The sequence below is a fragment of the Streptomyces sp. Root1304 genome, from assembly GCF_001426405.1.
In the GTDB taxonomy this organism is placed as follows: domain Bacteria; phylum Actinomycetota; class Actinomycetes; order Streptomycetales; family Streptomycetaceae; genus Streptomyces.
Map to the genome: position 1 here is coordinate 174,048 of NZ_LMEP01000012.1, position 14,805 is coordinate 188,852.

The following is a 14,805-nucleotide window of genomic DNA, read 5'->3' on the forward strand; positions in this document are numbered from 1 at the left end:
GATGGATCCCATGGCTCTCGGCAAGGACTACGCCCACCAGCAGTGCTCCATCGCCCGTGCCCTCGAGGTCGTCGGGGAGCGCTGGACCCTGCTCGTCGTGCGCGACGCCTTCTACGGCGTCCGGCGCTACAGCGACTTCCTCGTCCACCTCGGCGCCCCCCGCGCCGTCCTCGCCGCCCGCCTCCAGGCCCTCGTCGAGGCCGGCGTCCTCGACCGGCGGCGCTACCAGGACTCGCCCCCGCGCGACGAGTACCTGCTCACCGAACGCGGCCTGGCCCTCTGGCCGGTCCTCCGCTCCCTCGGCGCCTGGGGCAGGGCCGAGGTGCCCGGGGCCCTACCCGTACGCCACTTCCACCACGCCGACTGCGGCACCGAACTCGGCCCGTACGGCGAATGCCCCGTCTGCCGCGTCGCCGTGCCGCCCGCCGACGTCGAGATGCGGCCGGGCTCCGGGCTCGACCGGGACCCCGCCGACCCCGTCAGCCGCGCCCTGCTCCACCCCCGCCGCCTCCTGGTTCCGCTGGAGCATGCCTGACATCCGCTGGAGCGGGCCTGACGTCAGTGGGTGCGGGGACTCCTGAGGGGGGGTGAGCGAACTCCTGCGGGTCGCGGGAACTCCCGGGCCGCCCCGCGCGTCTTCACCGTGAGACCGAAGTCGACCAAGGCCGCACGGCCGAAGACGGAAAGACGCGAGGGGGTGACGGGATGACCATCAGGACCCTGATCCTGCGCGTCGTCGCGCCGCTGTTCTTCCTCCTCGCCCTCGCCGACCTCCTCCTCTCCGACGGCGCCAGTGTCTCCGCCGCCGTCGCCCTCGCCGCGACCGGCGTCGTGTGCGCCCTCTTCGGAGCGCGTACGGCCCCGGCGGTGCGGCCCACCGCCGTCCGCACCGCCATACGCGACCGCGAGCGCCGCACCGCCTTCCTGCCCCAGCGCGATCCCGACGCCGCCGGGCGGCGCAGACCCCGTGCTCCCGGCCGTCCCCTCCCGACGGCCGCGTAGGGAGCTCCCGCACCACCCCCTCACCCCGGACACCCCTCACGCGGATCCGTCATGCCGAGACCCGAATCTCCCCGGCACGACGAGACCCCACGGAGGGCTCCCCCTTGTCCGTCTTCGCTTCCCTGGTCGAGCGGCTCGCCGACCTGCTCCAGCCGCTCTTCGCCGACACCGCCACGGCCGCCGCGATCGTCCTCTTCACCCTGCTCGTACGGCTCGCGATCCACCCGCTCTCCCGGGCCGCCGCCCGGGGCCAGAAGGCACGCACCCGGCTCGCCCCGCAGCTCGCCGCGCTCCGCAAGAAGCACGCCAAGAACCCCGACCGCCTGCAGAAGGCGATCATGGAACTGCACGCGAAGGAGAAGGTCTCACCGCTCGCCGGCTGTCTGCCGAGCCTGCTCCAGGCGCCCGCGTTCTTCCTGATGTTCCACCTGTTCTCCAGCGGGCGGATGGCCGGGCACAGCCTCTTCGCCGCCCCGCTCGGCGACCACTACGCCGACGCCCTCTCCCACGGCGGGGTCTTCGGTCCGGCCGGCCTGGTCTACGTCGTGCTCTTCGCGATCGTCGCCACCGTCGCCACGTACAACTACCTCCGGGCCAAGCGGCAGCCGGTGGCGGTCGCGGTGGAGCCCGGCCAGCCGGGCGCCGGGGTGGCCGCGGGCATGGCCAAGTTCCTGCCGCTGCTCTCCTTCGCGACCCTGCTCTCGGTCGCGGCCGTCCCGCTGGCCGCCGCGCTCTACATCGTCACCAGCACCACCTGGACCGCCGTCGAGCGGGCCTTCCTCTACCGGGACATGCCGCAGGCGGCCCTGGTTACTCCCGCGTAAGGGTCCAGTGCGTGAACGGGGTCTTGCAGAGTGACCCGTTCTCTTGGAGGATCGACCAATCCTTCCGATGGCCGCACTCCATCGGCCGGGGTACCTCAGGGCCTTTCCCGGGCCCGCCTCGACCACAGGGAGAAGTCCATGAAGCTGCTGCGTGTCGGCCCGCCCGGCGCCGAGCGTCCCGCCCTGCTCGACCAGGACGGAACACTCCGCGACCTGTCCGCGCTGGTCGACGACATCGACGGCAGTCTGCTCGCCGACGCCTCCGCGCTGGACCGCGTCCGGGCCGCCGCCGGCGCCGGAGTGCTGCCCGCGCTCGACGCCACGGGGCTGCGCGTCGGCCCGCCGGTGGGCCGGATCGGCAAGGTCGTGTGCATCGGGCTGAACTACCACGGGCACGCCGCCGAGACCGGTCAGGCCACCCCCGCCGAGCCCGTCGTCTTCCTCAAGGCCGCCGACACGGTCGTCGGCCCCGACGACACCGTGCTCGTACCGCGCGGCTCGGTGAAGACGGACTGGGAGGTGGAGCTCGCGATCGTCATCGGCCGCACCGCCCGGTACCTGGAGACCGACGAGGAGGCCCTCGCGCACGTCGCCGGATACGCCGTCGCGCACGACGTGTCCGAGCGCGAGTTCCAGATCGAGCGCGGCGGCACCTGGGACAAGGGCAAGAACTGCGAGACCTTCAACCCGCTCGGCCCCTGGCTGGTCACCGCCGACGAGGTGCCGGACCCGCAGGCGCTCGGCCTGCGGCTCTGGGTCAACGGCGAGCTCAAGCAGGACGGGCACACCTCGGACCAGATCTTCCCGGTCGCCGAGGTCGTGCGGTACGTCAGCCGGTTCATGACCCTCCACCCCGGCGACATCATCAACACCGGCACGCCCGCCGGTGTCGCGATGGGGCAGCCGGAGCCCAAGCCGTACCTGCGCCCCGGCGACGTGGTCGAGCTGGAGGTCGACGGCCTCGGCCGCCAGCGCCAGGAACTCAAGGGCGCCTGATCCGCGGGCGTCCCGTCCCGGGCGCCCGATCCCCGGCTCTGATCCCCGGCTCCGATCCCCGATCGCAGGCCCGATCGCAGGCCCGATCGCGGTGATCTGACGGCGAATACGGCGGCGTCCCGCGTGGGGCGTCGCCTTTTTCGTACCGGTTTTTGCATATTGCCGGATATGGAACGAAACACGCATGATCGCCGCCGTGACCGACGCCGTCTCGCCGTCATCGCCGCTTCCACGGTCGGAGCCACCGCTCTGGTCGGCGCTCTGGCCGTGAGCGGCTGGGCCGAGCCGCTGCCGGGCGGCCTCGGCCCCTGCAAGCCCGGCAACTGCCCCACCGGTCCCTACCCCGACATCGGCAGCGGCGACGTCGTGTACCGCGACAACAACATCAACGTCTTCGTCGGCGGCGACTTCCTCGTCCGCGAGTCGGCGGCCGAGGCCGAGGGCAAGATCGTCGTCCTCGGCGGCTTCGACCAGAACAAGAAGGCCGGGGTGTCGGCCGTCTACAACGTCGGCGTCGCGGGCGTCGGCTCCCGCGTCCCCCCGGACAACGGCACCGACTTCCTCACCGTCGGCAAGGACCTGACCGTCGCCCCCGAGCAGCGGCTGCTCGCCGAGGAGGGCTCGGTCAGCGGCGTCGTACGGTACGGGGGCGCGCTCTCCGGCACGGTGGCGCCCACCCCGGTGCACCAGGCCGACGCGGCCGCCCCGTACGCGGCGCTCCGCGACCAGCTCACCGACGCGAGCCAGTGCTACGCGTACGTGAACGGGGTCTCCCGTACGACCACCGGAACCGCCGTCAACAACGGCTACGAGACCCTCTTCACGGGCGACGGGACCTCCTCGCTCCAGGTCTTCACCGTCGACTTCGACATGGAGTCGGCGAGCGGCGGCCAGCAGGGCATCACCTTCGCGGGCATCCCGGCCGACGCGACCGTCCTCGTCAACGTCCTCGGCGGCGAACGCGTCGTCGACTCGTACAACGCCGGGCTGCCGGACGGGCTGCGCGACCGCGTGCTGTGGAACTTCCCGGACGCGAGCCGGGTGAAGTTCGAGGGCACGGCCCAGTTCGCGGGCAGCGTCCTGGTCGGCAACCAGGCCAGCACGACGACGGTCACCATGCCGGGCATGAACGGCCGCTTCTTCACCACCGGAAACCTGACGCACTCCTCGGAGACCACCGGCGGCGGTGGCCAGGAGATCCACGCGTACCCGTTCAACGGCGACCTGCCCGACTGCACGGACCCCACGCCGACCCCGACCCCGACGGATCCGACTCCGACGCCGACGGATCCCACTCCGACTCCCACGGATCCGACTCCGACGCCGACGGATCCCACTCCGACTCCCACGGATCCGACTCCGACGCCGACGGATCCCACTCCGACCCCGACGGACCCGACCCCGACTCCCACGGATCCGACCCCGACGCCGACGGATCCGACCCCGACTCCCACAGACCCGACTCCGACTCCCACGGAGCCCACCCCGACCCCCACCGAGCCGACCCCCACCCCCACCGACGACACGACCGGCGGCTGGACGACCGGCGGGAGTGACGGCGGCAGCGACGGTGGTTACGGAGACAACGGCGGATACGGCAACTCCGGCGGCGGCAACCACGGCCCGCACGGCCAGCTCCCCGAGACCGGCGCGGGCACCGGGAAGATCGTCATGGGTGCCACGGCACTCGGTCTCGCCCTCGGCGGCGGCGCGCTCGTGGCCTTCACCCGGCGCCGGAGGCGCATGAGCTGACCGAGCGCTCCACCCCGGCCGGGACCGCGCCGCCCCGCGAGGTCCCGGCCGGGCTGGCGGTCGGCCAGGCCCCACGCGGTCCTTCGGGTCCCCACGCGGTCCTTCGGGTCCCCACGCGGTCCTTCGGATCCGCACGCGGGTCCGTCAGAGCTTCACCGTCACGCCCTCGCGGGCGGACCTCCTGGCCGCTTCCAGGACGTCGAGCGCGGCGGCGGCCTCGTGGGCCGTGACCGGGTTCTCGCCCGTACCGCGCAGGGCGGCGGCGACGGCCGCGTAGTACGCCGGGTAGTCGCCCGGCAGCGACTCGACCGGGGCTCCGCCGCCGGTCAGCGGGGACTCACCGGCGCCGAGCCGGCCCCACAGGGCCTCCGCCTCCACGCCCCACGCGGCCCCCGGGACCGGCCGCAGCCCCTCGCGGAGGTCGGCCTCCTGCGGGTCGAGCCCGTACTTCACGAAGCCCGCTCGCTGCCCGAGGACCCGGAAGCGGGGGCCGAGCTGGGCGGTGGTGGCGCTCACGTACAGATGGGAACGGACGCCGCCGGCGTGGGTGAGCGCCAGGAAGGTGTCGTCGTCGGCCTCGGCGCCCGGCCTGCGGACGTCCGACTCCGCGTACACCGAGACCACAGGACCGAAGAGGACGAGCGCCTGGTCGACGACATGGCTGCCCAGGTCGTACAGGAGGCCGCCGATCTCCTCGGGCGCCCCGGACTCGCGCCAGCCGCCCTTGGGGCGCGGGCGCCACCGCTCGAAGCGGGACTCGAAGCGCTGGACCTCGCCGAGCGCGTCCTCGTCGAGGAGCCGGCGGAGCGTGAGGAAGTCGTTGTCCCAGCGGCGGTTCTGGAAGACGGAGAGCAGCAGGCCCCGTTCCTCGGCGAGGGCGGCGAGACCGCGCGCCTCGGCGGCGCTCCCGGCGAGGGGCTTGTCGACGACGACGGGGAGACCGGCCTCCAGGGCGGCCGTGGCGACGGCCACGTGCGTCTTGTTGGGGGAGGCGACGACGATCAGGTCGAGCGCGGGCGCGCCCTCCGCCCAGAGCTCCCCGGGGTCGGCGACGACGCGGACGCCCGGGTGGGCGGCGCGGGCCTCGGCGGCCCGCTCGGGGTTGCCGGTGGTGACGGCCGCGAGGGTCAGGTCCCCGGACGCGGCGATCAGTGGGGCGTGGAAGACGGAACCCGCGAGGCCGTAGCCGACGAGCCCGACGCGCAGGGGGGTGCGGGGGGTGGTGCCGTCCGTGCCGGTCGTATCCGTGCCAGTCATGCGTCTCACTTAAGCAACGGTGTTGCCGAAGTGCAAGCGGCAGCGACAATGGGCGGGTGAAGACGGACCTGGGTGGAGTCAACGTGCCGGCACTGCGCAGCCACAATGCGGCGCTCGTCCTCGACCTGCTGCGGACGGCGGGCGCGGCGGGCATCAGTCGTCTGGAGCTGGCCGAGCGCACCGGCCTCACCCCGCAGGCCGTCAGCAAGATCACGGCGCGGCTGCGCGCCGAGGGCCTCGCCGAGGAGGCCGGCCACCGGGCCTCGACCGGCGGCAAACCCCGTACCGTCCTGCGGCTCGTCCCCTCCGCCGGGTACGCCGTCGGCGTCCACCTCGACCGCGACGAGCTGACCACCCTCCTCGCCGACCTCGCGGGCGCCGTCGTCACCCTCCGCCGGCGCCCCCTGGGCCTGGGGGAGGGCACGGGGTCCGTCCTCGACGCGGTGACGGAGGACGTCCGGCGGGTCCTGGCCGAGGCCCCCGGGCCCGTTCTCGGGGCGGGCGTGGCCATGCCCGGCCCCCTGGACCACCGCGCGGGCGTGCCCGGCCGGGTGACGGGCTTCCCGCAGTGGGCCGGGCACCCCGTCCGCGAGGAACTGGCCCGCCGCCTCGCCCTGCCGGTCGTCCTCGACAAGGACACCAACGCCGCCGCGCTCGGCCTCGCCGTCCGTCCGGGCGCCCCCGGCTCGTTCGCGTACGTCCACCTCGGTACGGGTCTGGGCGCGGGCCTCGTCCTCGGCGGGGCGCCGCTGCGCGGGGACAGGACGGGGGCCGGCGAGCTCGGCCATCAGACCGTGCTGCTCGACGGGCCCCCGTGCGACTGCGGCGGGCGCGGCTGCCTGGAGGTCCTCTGCCTGGCGGCGGTCGGGCGCGGGGAACCGGCCGAGGCCGCGCGGATCCTCGGCGCGGGCGCGGCGAACCTCGTACGGCTCCTCGACATCGACCAGGTGCTCCTGGGCGGGCGGGTGGTGCTCGCCGCGCCGGAGGTGTTCGCGGCCGGGGTGCGGGAGGTGCTGGCGGGCCTCGGCCTGACGACCCCGGTGACGGTCGCGGCGGAGCGGGACGCGGTGGCCCGGGGGGCGGCCTGGCTGACGCTCGCCCCGGTCTTCGGGAAGTAGGAAGCCCTGGAGATCTGGGGTCCTGGAGTCCTGGGTCCCGGAGGTGCCCGGAGTCCCGGAGTCCTGGAGCCCCGGAGACCCCAAGACCCGCACCCCCGACGCCCCGCACCCCCAAACGTCGGAACATCAGACCGTCCGAACATACGCCGATCGGGCGGATCCACCCCGCCGTCCGAGCGCGCCCCCGGGTGTCGCTGCCCCTCCCGCCCCCTCCCGCGTGGCAGCGTCGCGGCCGACCCGTTCGTCCGCGAGCAGCAAAGGTCCGGCCCATGGCATCCGCCCCCCTGCGACCGCGCGGCGCCCGCGCACTGACCGCGGCGGCCGCGCTGGCGGCCACCGCGACGGCCCACCTGGCCGTGGCGTCCCCCGCCTCGGCGACCCCGGTCGCGGCCACTCCCGCCCCCACCCCGGCCCCGGCCGTCCCCGCCCCCGCCATCCCCGCCCCCGATCCCCCCGCCCCCACCTGCGGCACCCCGGCCACCTCCGGTTTCCCGCTCGACACCAAGATCCACGGCGGGCCCGTCGACTACCCCGCGGGCGGGGCCCCTCAGGAGTGGCGGCTCGACCTCACCAACACCACCGACGCGTCCTGCTCCGGCATCCACCCGGTGCTCGTCCTCACCGACCGCGACCGGGTGCTGAAGCCCGAGCAGATCCGGTTCGAGTTCTACGACGAAGGGTCCGCGCGCTGGCACCCGGTGGCCTTCGAGGCGACCGAAGAGGCGGAGAACGTGGGCGCGTTCGCCGGTTTCGGCGGCTTCGCCGTGCCCGCCGGACGTACCCTCACGGTCCCCGTACGGCTCGCCTTCCGCGCGGAGACCGCCCCCGACGAGGTCGTCGTGAACGCGGCGATCGTGCAGCGCCGGGGCGCCGACGGCGACTGGGTCGGCGAGTCCGGCGACTACCGGCTGACCGTGGGGCCCGCCGATCCGGCCGACTCCGGCGATCCCACCGCCCCCCGGGAGCCCGTACCTGACACATCCGCCGCCCCCCGGCCCCCCGGAGCCACCCCGCGCCCGCCCGCCGCGACCGCCCCCGGTGACCGGGGCCGGGCAGAGGCGGACGGCCGGACCGATCCCGAGGCGGACGCCGACCGCCCCGAACTCGCCCGTACCGGCGGCGAGTCGGAGGAGCGGACCCGGCTCCTCGTCCGCCGCCTCGCACCGCTCGCCGCCGCGCTCGTCCTGCTCGGCGCCGTCCTCGTCCGGACCGGGCGCCGCGCCCGGCACCGCTGAGTCACGTCGCGTACACCTTCCCGTTCATCCCCGTCTGCGACCATCCCCCGGTGAACTACCAGAACGCTCCCGGCGCCCCCGTGAACTCCGGCATCCCGGAGCACGGCCGCGTGCCCAAGTACTACGCCGTCAAGGCGAAACTCGCCCTGATGGTCGACGAGTTGGGAGAGGGCGGGCTGCTGCCCACCGAGCGGGACCTCGCCGTGCGGTACGAGGTGTCGCGGGAGACCGTCCGGCAGGCGCTGCGCGAACTCCTCCTGGAGGGAAGGCTGCGCCGCCAGGGCCGGGGCACCGTCGTCGCGGGCCCGAAGCTCGAACAGCCCCTCTCGCTCGCCAGCTACACGGAGGGCGTCCGCCGCGCGGGCCGCCGCCCCGGCCGCAGTCTCATCTCGCTCGACCGCTTCCCCTGCCCGGAGGCGCTCGCCCCCGAGGTCGGCGCCGAACGCGGCGAGCCCGTCTGGCACATGGAGCGGGTGCTGCTCGCGGACGACGAGCGGGTCGGCCTGGAGAGCACGTACGTCTCCGAGGCCCGCGCCCCGCACCTGGACACCGAGTTCGACCCGGACTCCTCCTTCTACTCCTACCTCCACGACCGCCTCGGCATCTCCTTCGGCGACGCCGACGAGCGGATCGAGACGGTCCTCGCCACCCCCCGCGAGGCCCTGCTGATCGGCACTCCGCCCGCGCTGCCGATGCTGCTGCTCCACCGCGTCTCCCGGGACACCGCCGGGCGGCCCCTGGAGCGGGTCCGCACCCTCTACCGGGGTGACCGCTTCAGCTTCACCGCCCACCTGGGGCAGCAGGGCTGACCGTCCGGGCGCCGGCCCCCACCTCCGTAAAATCACGGAACGGTAACGGGTCTGGTCCAAGCTTGTCGGGCCGTTCACCGTCCCGTCGCCCACCGGCCCCGTCCGGGTCACCCACCCCCGCGACCGTCGACGGCATGAAGGTGATCGTCGTAGGAGCCGGCGTGGTGGGAACCATGCACGCCTGGCACGCAGTGGAACGCGGCCATGAGGTCGTACACATCGAGCGCGAGGCCGAGGCGCGCGGGGCGTCCCTCCGCAACTTCGGCCAGATCTGGGTGAGCGGACGGGCGGGCGGAGAGGAGCTGGACACCGCCCTGCGCGCCCGCGAACTCTGGGAGGGCATCGGGGCCCGCGTCCCCGGACTCGGCTTCCGGGCCATCGGCTCCCTCACCCCCGTGCGGAACGAGCTCGAACTCGCCGTCGCCGAGGCCGCCGTGGCCCGCCCCGACGCCGCCGCACGCGGCTACGAGCTGCTCACGGCCGACGAGGCCCGCGCGGTCAACCCGGCCCTGCGCGGCACGTTCGAGGCCGCGCTCCGGTGCGAGCGGGACGCCGCCGTCGAGCCGCGCCTCGCGCAGCTCGCCCTCCGCGAGGCCCTCCTCGCCACCGGGAAGTACACCTTCCTGCCGAACCGAGAGGTCCGGGACGTCGTCGGTGCCAACGGGAATGGAACCAGCTCCGTCCGCGACGACCACGGGGACGTCCACACCGGCGACGCCGTCGTCCTGTGCACCGGCGCCGCGCTCTCCGGCCTCGTCCGCGAGATCGCCGGCGAGATACCCGTCCGCCGCGTCCGGCTCCAGATGATGCAGACCGAACCCCTGGGCGAGCGGCTCACCACCTCCGTCGCGGACGCCGACTCCTTCCGCTACTACCCGGCGTACGCGTCCCCCGCCCTGGACGCCCTCAACGAGGGCCAGGCGCAGGACCCCACCGCCGCCGCCCACAAGATGCAGCTGCTCATGGTGCAGCGCCTCGACGGCGGACTGACCATCGGCGACACCCACGAGTACGAGCACCCCTTCGCCTTCGACACCCTCGAAGACCCCTACGAGCACCTCACCCGCGTCGTCGAGTCCTTCCTCGGCCGCCCGCTGCCGAAGATCCGGCGCCGCTGGGCCGGGGTGTACGCGCAGTGCGTCGACACCAGCCGGGTCGTGCACCGCCAGCAGGTCCGCGACGGCGTGTGGCTGGTGACCGGGCCCGGCGGGCGCGGCATGACCTGCTCGCCCGCCATCGCCGAGACGACCGCGAACGAACTGGGCTGGTGAACACCGTGACCGAGAACCCCACGCACGACCTCGTGGTCCTGGACATGGCCGGGACCACCGTCGCCGACGGCGGGCTCGTCGAGCGGGCCTTCACGGCCGCCGCCGAGCGCCTCGGCGAAGACCCCGCCACGATGATCGACTACGTCCGCGCCACCATGGGCGAGTCCAAGATCTCCGTCTTCCGGCACCTCTTCGGCGGGGACGAGACCCGTGCGAAGGAGGCCAACGCCGCCTTCGAGACGGCCTACGGAGAGCTGGTCGACGGTGGCCTGATCGCCCCGCTCCCCGGCGCCGCCGAGGCCATCGCCCAGCTGAAGGAGCAGGGCCGGACCGTCGTCCTCACCACCGGCTTCGCCCGGGTCACCCAGGACGCCATCCTCGACGCCCTCGGCTGGCGGGACCTGGTCGAACTGACCCTCTGCCCGGCCGACGCCGGCGGCCGGGGCCGCCCGTACCCGGACATGGTCCTCGCGGCCTTCCTCCGTACGGCGGCCGTGGACGACGTCCGGCGGATCGTCGTCGCCGGCGACACCTCGTACGACATGCTCAGCGGCGTCCGCTCGGGCGCCGGGATCGTGGCGGGCGTCCTGACGGGCGCGCACGACCGGGCGGCGCTCCGGCAGCACGGCGCCACGCACGTCCTCGCCTCCGTCGCGGAACTCCCCACGCTCATCCAGGAGTCCGAGGCATGACCAGCGGCATCCGCTTCGACGCCGTGTCCGTCGCGTACGGCGGCACCACCGTCCTCGACCGCCTCGACCTGACCGTCGAACCCGGCGAGGTCATGGCCCTCCTCGGGCCCTCCGGCTCCGGCAAGACCACCGCGCTGCGGGCCGTCGCCGGATTCGTGCGGCCGGCCTCCGGGCGGGTGCTCATCGGCGACCGCGACGTGACCGGCCTCCCGCCGTACAAGCGGGGGATCGGCATGGTCGTCCAGCAGTACGCGCTCTTCCCGCACCTGCGGGTCGACGCCAACGTCGCCTTCGGTCTGAAGGCGCAGAAGGCGCCGAAGGGCGAGATCCCCGGCCGGGTCGCCGAGGCCCTGGAGATGACCGGCATGGCGGCCTACGCCCACCGGTACCCCCGGGAGCTCTCCGGCGGCCAGCAGCAGCGCGTGGCCATCGCCCGCGCGCTCGCCATCCGGCCCAAGGTCCTCCTCCTCGACGAGCCGCTGTCCGCGCTCGACGCCCAGCTGCGCTCCGGGATGCTGGCCGAACTGGCCCGGCTGCACCGCGAGCTCCCCGACGTGTCGATCCTGTACGTGACCCACGACCAGGTCGAGGCGCTGACCCTCGCGGACCGGATCGCCGTCATGGACAAGGCCCGGCTCCAGGACTGCGGCACCCCGCAGGACCTGTACCGCCGTCCGCGTACGGAGTTCACGGCCTCGTTCGTCGGCAACGCCAACCTGCTGCCGGTGACGGTGGACGGGGACGGGGGCGGGGTCGTGTTCGAGGGCGTCACCCTCGACGTCCCCGTCACCGACGCCCTGCCGGGAGCGGGAGCCACCCTCTGCGTCCGGCCGCACCTGGTCGGTCTCGGCGACGGGCCGAACGCGCTGCGCGGCCGCATCCGCGAGGTCCAGTGGCGCGGCTCCACCCACCGGCTCCACGTCGAGGTGGGCGGCCACCGGGTGAAGGCGGACGTGCGGGAGCTGCGGGAGACGCCGCTGCTCGGGACCGAGGTGACGCTGCACTTCGCCCCCGAGGACGCGGTGCTGCTGGGGGCGGGGGTGTCCGATGGCTAGCGCCGTGGCCGCCCCGCCGGCCGAGCGCACCGGCCGGCCGCCGGCGGCGACGCCCCCCGGCCCGGCCCGCCGTTCCCTCCCCGCCTGGGTCTGGGCCCTGCCCCCGGTCGCCGCCCTCGCCGTCGTCTTCCTCTACCCCCTCGCGCTCGTCGTCCAGGAGTCCCTGGCCCCCGGCGCGTACGCCGACGTCTTCGCCTCCGCGTCCTTCCGCGAGGCCCTCGTCACCACGGTCTGGCTCGCCGTCGCCGCCACCGCCGGCTGTCTCGTCCTCGGCTTCGTGCTCGCCGTCGTGATCGCCTTCGTCCCGTTCCCCGGCGGGAAGGCGGTGTCGAAGTTCATCGACGTCTTCCTCTCCTTCCCGTCCTTCCTGATCACGCTCGCCCTGCTGTTCCTCTACGGCACGGTCGGCATGGCCAACGGCGTCTGGACGGACGTCACCGGCGACCCGACGGGCCCCTTCCAGTTCCTGACCACCCCGTGGGGCGTCCTCCTCGCCGAGATCACGTACTTCACCCCGTTCGTGATGCGGCCACTGCTCGCCGCCTTCTCGCAGATGGAGACCGCCCAGCTGGAGGTGGCGTCCTCGCTCGGCGCCCGGCCGCTGCGGATCGTCCGGCGGGTGATCCTGCCCGAGGCGCTGCCCGCGCTCGCCGCCGGCGGCAGCCTCGTCCTCGTCATGTGCCTCAACGAGTTCGGGATCGTCCTCTTCACCGGCGCCAAGGGCGTCACGACCCTCCCGATGCTCGTCTACAGCAAGGCGATCCTCGAATCCGACTACGCCGCCGCCTGTGTCGTCGCCGTCGTCAACGTCGCCCTCTCCGTGGGCCTCTACGTCCTCTACCGGGGGGTGAGCCGACGTGCTGGTGCATAGCCGTACGGGCAGATGGACGGCCTGGATCACCTTCGCCGTCCTGTTCGTCCCGCTCTTCGCGCTCCCCCTCCTGGTCGTCGTCGCCGCCTCGTTCTCCACGCACTGGTCCGGCGCCTTCCCCTCCGGGCCGACCACCGGGCACTACGCGGCGGCCGTCCGCGGGGAGTCCCTCCAGGCACTCACCACCAGCCTGGTCACCGCCGTCACCGCGAGCCTGATCGCGCTGACCGTCGGCACCTGGGCCGCGCTCGCCGGCGCCGCGCTCGGCAAGAAGGGCAAGAAGGTCCTCGACGCCCTGTTCATGCTGCCGGTCGCGGTGCCCTCCGTGGTCGTCGGGCTCGCCGTCCTCGTCGCGTTCTCGCAGCCCCCGGTGCTCCTCAACGGCACGCGCTGGATCGTGATCCTCGCGCACACCGTGCTCGTCACGGCGTTCGCCCACCAGTCGGTGTCGGCCGCGATCCGGCGGCTCGACCCGATGTACGAGCAGGCGGCGGCCAGTCTCGGCGCCCGCCCCTCGTACGTCCTCCTGCGGGTGAGACTCCCGCTCCTGCTGCCGTCCCTGAACGCGGCCGCCGGACTCTGCTTCGCCCTGTCCATGGGCGAACTGAGCGCCACGATGATGCTCTACCCGCCGGACTGGATGCCCCTCCCGGTCCTCATCTTCACCGCCACCGACCGCGGCTCCCTCTTCACCGGCTCGGCGCTCGCCGTGGTCCTCATGGGGGCGACCCTGCTGGCCCTGCTCGCCGTCTCCCGTATCCGCACCAAGGCCTCCTTCCGCTAAAGATCCTCAGGAGAGAACGACGTCATGCGTACGTACACCAAGCCGATCGCCGCCCTCACCGGCTCCCTCGTCCTCGCCGCCGGCCTCACCGCCTGCGGTGGCTCCTCCGCCGCCTCCGACGAGAAGACCGTCACCGTCTACAGCGCCGACGGCCTCAAGGGCGAGGCGGGCGACGGCTGGTACGACAAGGTCTTCGCCGACTTCGAGAAGAAGACCGGCATCAAGGTCAAGTACGTCGAGGGGGGCTCCGGGGAGATGGTGCAGCGCGCCCTCCGCGAGAAGACCAACACCCAGGCCGACGTCCTCGTGACCCTGCCGCCCTTCATCCAGCAGGCCGGCTCCAAGGGCCTCCTCCAGGCCTACACCCCGCAGGGCGCCGACCAGGTCGACGGCGGCGACAAGGCGGGCGACGGCACCTGGACCTCCGTCGTCAACAACTACTTCGGCTTCGTCCACAACAAGAAGGAGCTGCCCGCCGCCCCGAAGAGCTGGGAGGAGCTGCTCGACGCGAAGTACAAGAACAAGCTCCAGTACTCCACCCCCGGCGTCGCGGGCGACGGCACCGCCGTCCTCATCAAGGCGATGCACGACTTCGGCGGCAAGGAGGCGGCCCTGGAGTACCTGAAGAAGCTCCAGGCCAACAACGTCGGCCCGTCCTCCTCCACCTCCAAGCTCGCCCCCAAGGTGGACAAGGGCGAACTCCTCGTCGCCAACGGCGACGTCCAGATGAACTTCGCGCAGTCCAAGTCCATGCCGAACCTCGGCATCTGGTTCCCGGCCAAGGGCACGGGAAAGCCCACCACCTTCGCCCTGCCCTACGCGGCCGGCCTGGTGAACAAGGCCCCGCACACCGAGAACGGCAAGAAGCTCCTCGACTTCATGCTGAGCGAGGACGCCCAGCGCGAGGTCAGCGCCATCGGCGGCGGCTTCCCGGCCCGCAAGGACGTCAAGGCCACCGACGCCAACGCCATCGAGCTGGCGAAGCTGATGGACGGCGTCGAGGTCTTCGAACCGGACTGGACCGACATCGACAAGAACCTCAAGACGTACGTGGACGCCTGGAAGTCCGCCACCGGCAGCTGACGGAGCCGATGGGCACCAAGAGTTCACCGTACGACGCTGGAAAGCCTCCGGACATC

Annotated in this window: 15 protein-coding genes; 14 read left to right on the forward strand and 1 reads right to left on the reverse strand. The window is 73.5% G+C overall.

Going from position 1 to position 14,805, the window contains the following annotated elements:
- The first annotated feature begins 10 nt into the window (after positions 1 to 10).
- The 5 genes from ASD33_RS13715 to ASD33_RS13735 all read left to right on the forward strand — a co-directional run bounded on the left by ASD33_RS13715 (position 11) and on the right by ASD33_RS13735 (position 4,574).
- Positions 11 to 535: a helix-turn-helix domain-containing protein gene (locus tag ASD33_RS13715; protein ID WP_079044756.1), complete on the forward strand. Its 525-nt coding sequence runs from the start codon at positions 11 to 13 to the stop codon at positions 533 to 535.
- A 170-nt stretch (positions 536 to 705) separates the two neighbouring features.
- On the forward strand, positions 706 to 1,002 hold the full coding sequence (locus ASD33_RS13720; RefSeq protein ID WP_056558405.1) for a DUF6412 domain-containing protein: 297 nt from the start codon (positions 706 to 708) through the stop codon (positions 1,000 to 1,002).
- Positions 1,003 to 1,106: 104 nt separating this feature from the next.
- Positions 1,107 to 1,826 (forward strand): YidC/Oxa1 family membrane protein insertase, encoded by a 720-nt coding sequence (locus ASD33_RS13725; protein WP_079044757.1) that lies wholly within the window; start codon positions 1,107 to 1,109, stop codon positions 1,824 to 1,826.
- A 138-nt stretch (positions 1,827 to 1,964) separates the two neighbouring features.
- Positions 1,965 to 2,822 carry a fumarylacetoacetate hydrolase family protein gene (locus tag ASD33_RS13730; protein WP_056558408.1) on the forward strand — a complete coding sequence of 286 codons (858 nt, stop codon included), beginning with the start codon at positions 1,965 to 1,967 and terminating at the stop codon, positions 2,820 to 2,822.
- Positions 2,823 to 2,990: 168 nt separating this feature from the next.
- Positions 2,991 to 4,574 (forward strand): choice-of-anchor A family protein, encoded by a 1,584-nt coding sequence (locus ASD33_RS13735; RefSeq protein ID WP_079044758.1) that lies wholly within the window; start codon positions 2,991 to 2,993, stop codon positions 4,572 to 4,574.
- Between the two features lie 144 nt (positions 4,575 to 4,718).
- On the opposite strand, the gene ASD33_RS13740 is transcribed toward ASD33_RS13735, so the two are convergent.
- Positions 4,719 to 5,831, reverse strand: coding sequence for a Gfo/Idh/MocA family oxidoreductase (locus tag ASD33_RS13740; RefSeq protein ID WP_056558410.1), 1,113 nt, complete (start codon positions 5,829 to 5,831; stop codon positions 4,719 to 4,721).
- 56 nt (positions 5,832 to 5,887) lie between these two features.
- Between ASD33_RS13740 and ASD33_RS13745 the strand changes: the two genes are divergently transcribed.
- The 9 genes from ASD33_RS13745 (at position 5,888) to ASD33_RS13785 (ending at position 14,749) form a co-directional block, all read left to right on the forward strand.
- A complete protein-coding gene (locus ASD33_RS13745; RefSeq protein ID WP_056558412.1) occupies positions 5,888 to 6,949 on the forward strand; it encodes an ROK family transcriptional regulator in 1,062 nt (353 codons plus the stop codon).
- 269 nt (positions 6,950 to 7,218) lie between these two features.
- Positions 7,219 to 8,184 carry a hypothetical protein gene (locus ASD33_RS13750; RefSeq protein WP_056558415.1) on the forward strand — a complete coding sequence of 322 codons (966 nt, stop codon included), beginning with the start codon at positions 7,219 to 7,221 and terminating at the stop codon, positions 8,182 to 8,184.
- 50 nt (positions 8,185 to 8,234) lie between these two features.
- Complete coding sequence (locus ASD33_RS13755) at positions 8,235 to 8,993, forward strand: GntR family transcriptional regulator (RefSeq protein WP_056558418.1); 759 nt, start codon at positions 8,235 to 8,237, stop codon at positions 8,991 to 8,993.
- Between the two features lie 134 nt (positions 8,994 to 9,127).
- Positions 9,128 to 10,264, forward strand: coding sequence for a TIGR03364 family FAD-dependent oxidoreductase (locus tag ASD33_RS13760; protein WP_056558420.1), 1,137 nt, complete (start codon positions 9,128 to 9,130; stop codon positions 10,262 to 10,264).
- A gap of 44 nt (positions 10,265 to 10,308) precedes the next feature.
- The gene (locus tag ASD33_RS13765) at positions 10,309 to 10,956 is read left to right on the forward strand and encodes a phosphonatase-like hydrolase (protein ID WP_056561351.1); all 648 of its coding nucleotides are present in this window, start codon (positions 10,309 to 10,311) and stop codon (positions 10,954 to 10,956) included.
- Positions 10,953 to 12,011, forward strand: a complete 1,059-nt coding sequence (locus tag ASD33_RS13770) for an ABC transporter ATP-binding protein (RefSeq protein WP_056558424.1) — start codon at positions 10,953 to 10,955, stop codon at positions 12,009 to 12,011. The genes ASD33_RS13765 and ASD33_RS13770 overlap by 4 nt, the downstream gene beginning before the upstream one ends.
- A complete protein-coding gene (locus ASD33_RS13775; RefSeq protein WP_056558427.1) occupies positions 12,004 to 12,882 on the forward strand; it encodes a 2-aminoethylphosphonate ABC transporter permease subunit in 879 nt (292 codons plus the stop codon). The genes ASD33_RS13770 and ASD33_RS13775 overlap by 8 nt, the downstream gene beginning before the upstream one ends.
- A complete protein-coding gene (locus tag ASD33_RS13780; RefSeq protein WP_056558429.1) occupies positions 12,869 to 13,666 on the forward strand; it encodes an ABC transporter permease subunit in 798 nt (265 codons plus the stop codon). The genes ASD33_RS13775 and ASD33_RS13780 overlap by 14 nt, the downstream gene beginning before the upstream one ends.
- Positions 13,667 to 13,690: 24 nt before the next feature.
- Positions 13,691 to 14,749 carry a 2-aminoethylphosphonate ABC transporter substrate-binding protein gene (locus ASD33_RS13785; RefSeq protein ID WP_056558432.1) on the forward strand — a complete coding sequence of 353 codons (1,059 nt, stop codon included), beginning with the start codon at positions 13,691 to 13,693 and terminating at the stop codon, positions 14,747 to 14,749.
- The last annotated feature ends 56 nt before the right edge of the window (positions 14,750 to 14,805 follow it).